The sequence below is a fragment of the Symbiopectobacterium sp. genome (assembly GCF_051710365.1).
GTDB lineage: Bacteria > Pseudomonadota > Gammaproteobacteria > Enterobacterales > Enterobacteriaceae > Symbiopectobacterium.
In genome coordinates this window covers 1-3,603 of the sequence record NZ_JBPETA010000253.1, presented here as the reverse complement: position 1 = coordinate 3,603, position 3,603 = coordinate 1, and the positions used below count along the sequence as shown (strand labels likewise).

The following is a 3,603-nucleotide window of genomic DNA, read 5'->3' as shown; positions in this document are numbered from 1 at the left end:
CGATTTTTGCTCATTTTTATCTGGGCTATGCAAAACCCCTAAAATCTCACGAAAGCCGCGCGATTAAAGGCATCGCACCATCCTAGAACCTCCCCCTTAGCTATGTAAAAATGATCACCCCCCCACATTACATCAATTTCGTGCACCGTTTGCTTATTTGTTGCAGCCGCGCGCTTACGGCTCTAGACTAGACCGCCGTTTTTTTACCTGTTCCTGTCGAACACTCTTTTATAAATAGCACAACCAAGTGAATAGCCATGCGAGTCTCTGATTTTTCGTTTGAACTTCCCGAAGCGCTGATTGCGCACTATCCGCAAGCGCAGCGTAGCGGTTGCCGATTGCTGTCGCTGGACGGACCAACGGGAGCCCTGACCCATGGTGTTTTCACCGACCTGCTGGATAAGCTGGCACCGGGCGATCTGCTGGTGTTTAACAATACACGCGTCATTCCTGCTCGTTTGTTTGGTCAAAAGGCCAGCGGTGGCAGGATTGAAGTGCTGGTTGAGCGCGTGCTGGACACGCAGCGTGTGCTGGCGCATGTCAAAGCGTCCAAGGCGCCCAAACCGGGAACGGAACTGTTGCTGGGGGAAGACGGCAGCGTCAAAGCGGTGATGGCCCAGCGCCACGATACGCTGTTTGAGCTGCACTTTGATGATACGAGCGATGTGCTGACGATATTAAACGACATCGGCCATATGCCGCTGCCACCTTATATTGACCGACCGGATGAAGACGCAGATCGTGAACTGTATCAAACGGTGTATAGCCAGCGCCCCGGTGCGGTTGCCGCACCGACGGCGGGCCTGCACTTTGATGAGCCGCTGCTGGCTGCATTGCGCGAGAAAGGGGTTGAAATGGCATTTGTCACCCTGCACGTCGGCGCAGGCACTTTCCAGCCCGTGCGGGTTGATACCATCGAAGATCACATCATGCATGCGGAGTATGCTGAAGTGCCGCAGGAGGTGGTCGATGCTGTGCTGGCGTGTAAAGCGCGCGGTAATCGCGTGATCGCCGTTGGCACCACTTCGGTGCGTTCATTGGAAAGTGCGGCGCAGGCAGCACAAGATGCGCTGATTGCCCCTTTCTTCGATGATACCCGCATTTTTATCTATCCCGGCTATCATTATCGCGTGATCGACGCGCTGGTGACCAACTTCCATCTGCCGGAATCAACGCTGATCATGCTGGTGTCTGCGTTTGCGGGCTATCAGCACACCATGGCGGCTTACCGTGCGGCAGTGAACGAGCAGTATCGCTTTTTCAGTTACGGCGACGCCATGTTTATTACGCGCAATCCCACGGCTGAAGCGGAGCATATCGCCAGTGCGGCGGATAACGACGCTTAAGTTTTTTGGAAACAAACGCATAATAGCGCCGCAGAGTGCAATCTGTTGGCGTGTTGACTGACTTACCAATAACAACATCGGACTGTTTTTCCGGTGCTGGAGGCAAAGTGAAATACGAATTGTTGCAAACCGATGGTCGCGCGCGCCGTGGCCGTCTTGTTTTTGAGCGTGGCGTGGTGGAAACCCCGGCGTTTATGCCGGTTGGCACTTACGGCACGGTAAAGGGCATGACGCCCGAGGAAGTGAAAGAAACCGGCGCGCAAATCCTGCTGGGTAACACCTTCCACCTGTGGCTGCGCCCAGGCCAAGAGATCATGAAGCTGCATGGCGATTTGCATGATTTCATGCAGTGGCATGGCCCGATCCTGACCGATTCCGGCGGATTTCAGGTATTCAGCCTAGGTGACATCCGCAAAATCACCGAAGAGGGTGTGCACTTCCGTAATCCGATCAACGGCGACCCGATTTTCCTCAGTCCAGAAAAATCGATGGAAATCCAGCACGATCTCGGCTCTGATATCGTGATGATTTTCGATGAGTGTACGCCTTATCCTGCCGATTGGGATTATGCCAAACGCTCGATGGAAATGTCGTTGCGTTGGGCGAAGCGCAGCCGCGATCGTTTTGATGAACTCAATAACAACAATGCGTTATTTGGTATCATTCAGGGAAGTGTTTACGAAGATTTACGCGATGTCTCAGTAAAAGGGCTGGTAGAGATTGGCTTTGATGGGTACGCTGTGGGCGGCCTGGCAGTAGGGGAGCCGAAGGCGGATATGCACCGCATTCTGGAGCATGTTTATCCGCAGATCCCTGCGGATAAACCCCGTTATCTGATGGGAGTTGGCAAGCCTGAGGATCTGGTGGAAAGCGTGCGACGCGGCATTGACATGTTTGACTGTGTGATGCCAACGCGCAATGCGCGCAACGGCCACCTGTTCGTCACCGAGGGTGTAGTAAAAATCCGCAATGCGGTACACAAGGATGATACTCGTCCGTTGGATGAGCACTGTGATTGCTACACGTGTCGCAATTATAGCCGCGCTTACTTGCATCATCTCGACCGTTGCAACGAAATACTCGTCGCGCGCCTCAATACCATCCACAATTTGCGGTATTATCAACGGTTGATGGCGGGTTTACGTCAGGCCATCGAAGAGGGTAAATTAGAGCACTTTGTGGCAGATTTTTACCAACGGATTGGCAAGCCGGCGCCGTCCCTTGCTGAAACGGCGGCAGGTCAACACGACTGACGACGCGGTTTTCGTACCTGCTGCGCGTGATGTGTGCGGTTGAAGCGTTTTAGGCACATTTGGATTTCATATACTTTTGCACAAGTTTGGTTTGATAACAAAGAGGATAGTTAAATGAGTTTTTTCATTTCTGATGCTGTAGCTGCAACTGGCGCTCCGGCACAAAGTCCGTACTTTCTGGTGATTATGCTGGCTGTTTTTGGCCTGATTTTTTACTTCATGATTCTGCGTCCTCAGCAAAAGCGCGCTAAAGATCACAAGAAACTGATGGACTCCATTTCCAAAGGGGATGAAGTCCTGACGACGGGCGGTTTGGTGGGTCGTGTGACGAAAGTCTATGAGACCGGGTACATCGCTATCGCGCTGAACGACACCAATGAAGTGGTTATCAAACGTGATTTTGTGGCTGCAGTATTGCCAAAGGGCACCATCAAAGCCCTGTAATTTTTGATTTTCCCGAAGGGAACTGCCGTGTTAAACCGTTATCCTTTGTGGAAGTACCTGATGCTGGTCGTGGCATTAGTCATCGGCCTGCTTTATGCACTTCCTAACCTGTATGGTGAGGATCCAGCGGTACAAATCACTGGCGCGCGAGGTATCGCCGCCAGTGGGTCAACGCTGATCCAAGTCCAGAATGTATTACAAGAACAGCAGATCACCAGCAAATCGCTCGCGTTAGAAAGTGGTGCGATCCTTGCCCGTTTCTCTACCCCGGATATTCAACTGCGCGCCCGTGAAGCGCTGGTGAATGCATTGGGTGAGAAGTATGTCGTGGCCTTGAACCTGGCCCCCGCTACGCCAAACTGGCTGCGCATGCTGCGTGCGGAACCCATGAAACTGGGTCTGGACCTGCGTGGCGGCGTGCACTTCCTGATGGAAGTGGATATGGAAACGGCGTTAGGTAAACTGCAAGAGCAGACCATTGATTCCCTTCACAGAGATATGCGTGAAAAGGGAATCCCTTACGCTACGGTGCGTAAAGCCGATGACAATACCGTAGAGAT

General features: G+C 52.7%; 3 protein-coding genes and 1 pseudogene. All 4 read left to right on the top strand.

What is annotated here, in order from left to right:
- Nucleotides 1-257 precede the first annotated feature (257 nt).
- Nucleotides 258-1,346, top strand: a complete 1,089-nt coding sequence (queA, locus tag ACTBDZ_RS16060; RefSeq protein WP_438816052.1) for a tRNA preQ1(34) S-adenosylmethionine ribosyltransferase-isomerase QueA — start codon at nucleotides 258-260, stop codon at nucleotides 1,344-1,346.
- Between the two features lie 107 nt (nucleotides 1,347-1,453).
- A complete protein-coding gene (tgt, locus tag ACTBDZ_RS16055) occupies nucleotides 1,454-2,599 on the top strand; it encodes a tRNA guanosine(34) transglycosylase Tgt (protein ID WP_438816051.1) in 1,146 nt (381 codons plus the stop codon).
- A gap of 114 nt (nucleotides 2,600-2,713) precedes the next feature.
- The gene (gene yajC, locus ACTBDZ_RS16050) at nucleotides 2,714-3,043 is read left to right on the top strand and encodes a preprotein translocase subunit YajC (RefSeq protein ID WP_438816050.1); all 330 of its coding nucleotides are present in this window, start codon (nucleotides 2,714-2,716) and stop codon (nucleotides 3,041-3,043) included.
- Between the two features lie 27 nt (nucleotides 3,044-3,070).
- Nucleotides 3,071-3,603: pseudogene (gene secD / locus ACTBDZ_RS16045) on the top strand (protein translocase subunit SecD); the annotation flags it as partial.

Bases quoted from the DNA above. Each gene is read 5' to 3' on its own strand.
- queA (WP_438816052.1), top strand. From the start codon at position 258: ATGCGAGTCTCTGATTTTTCGTTTGAACTTCCCGAAGCGCTGATTGCG.
- yajC (WP_438816050.1), top strand. From the start codon at position 2,714: ATGAGTTTTTTCATTTCTGATGCTGTAGCTGCAACTGGCGCTCCGGCA.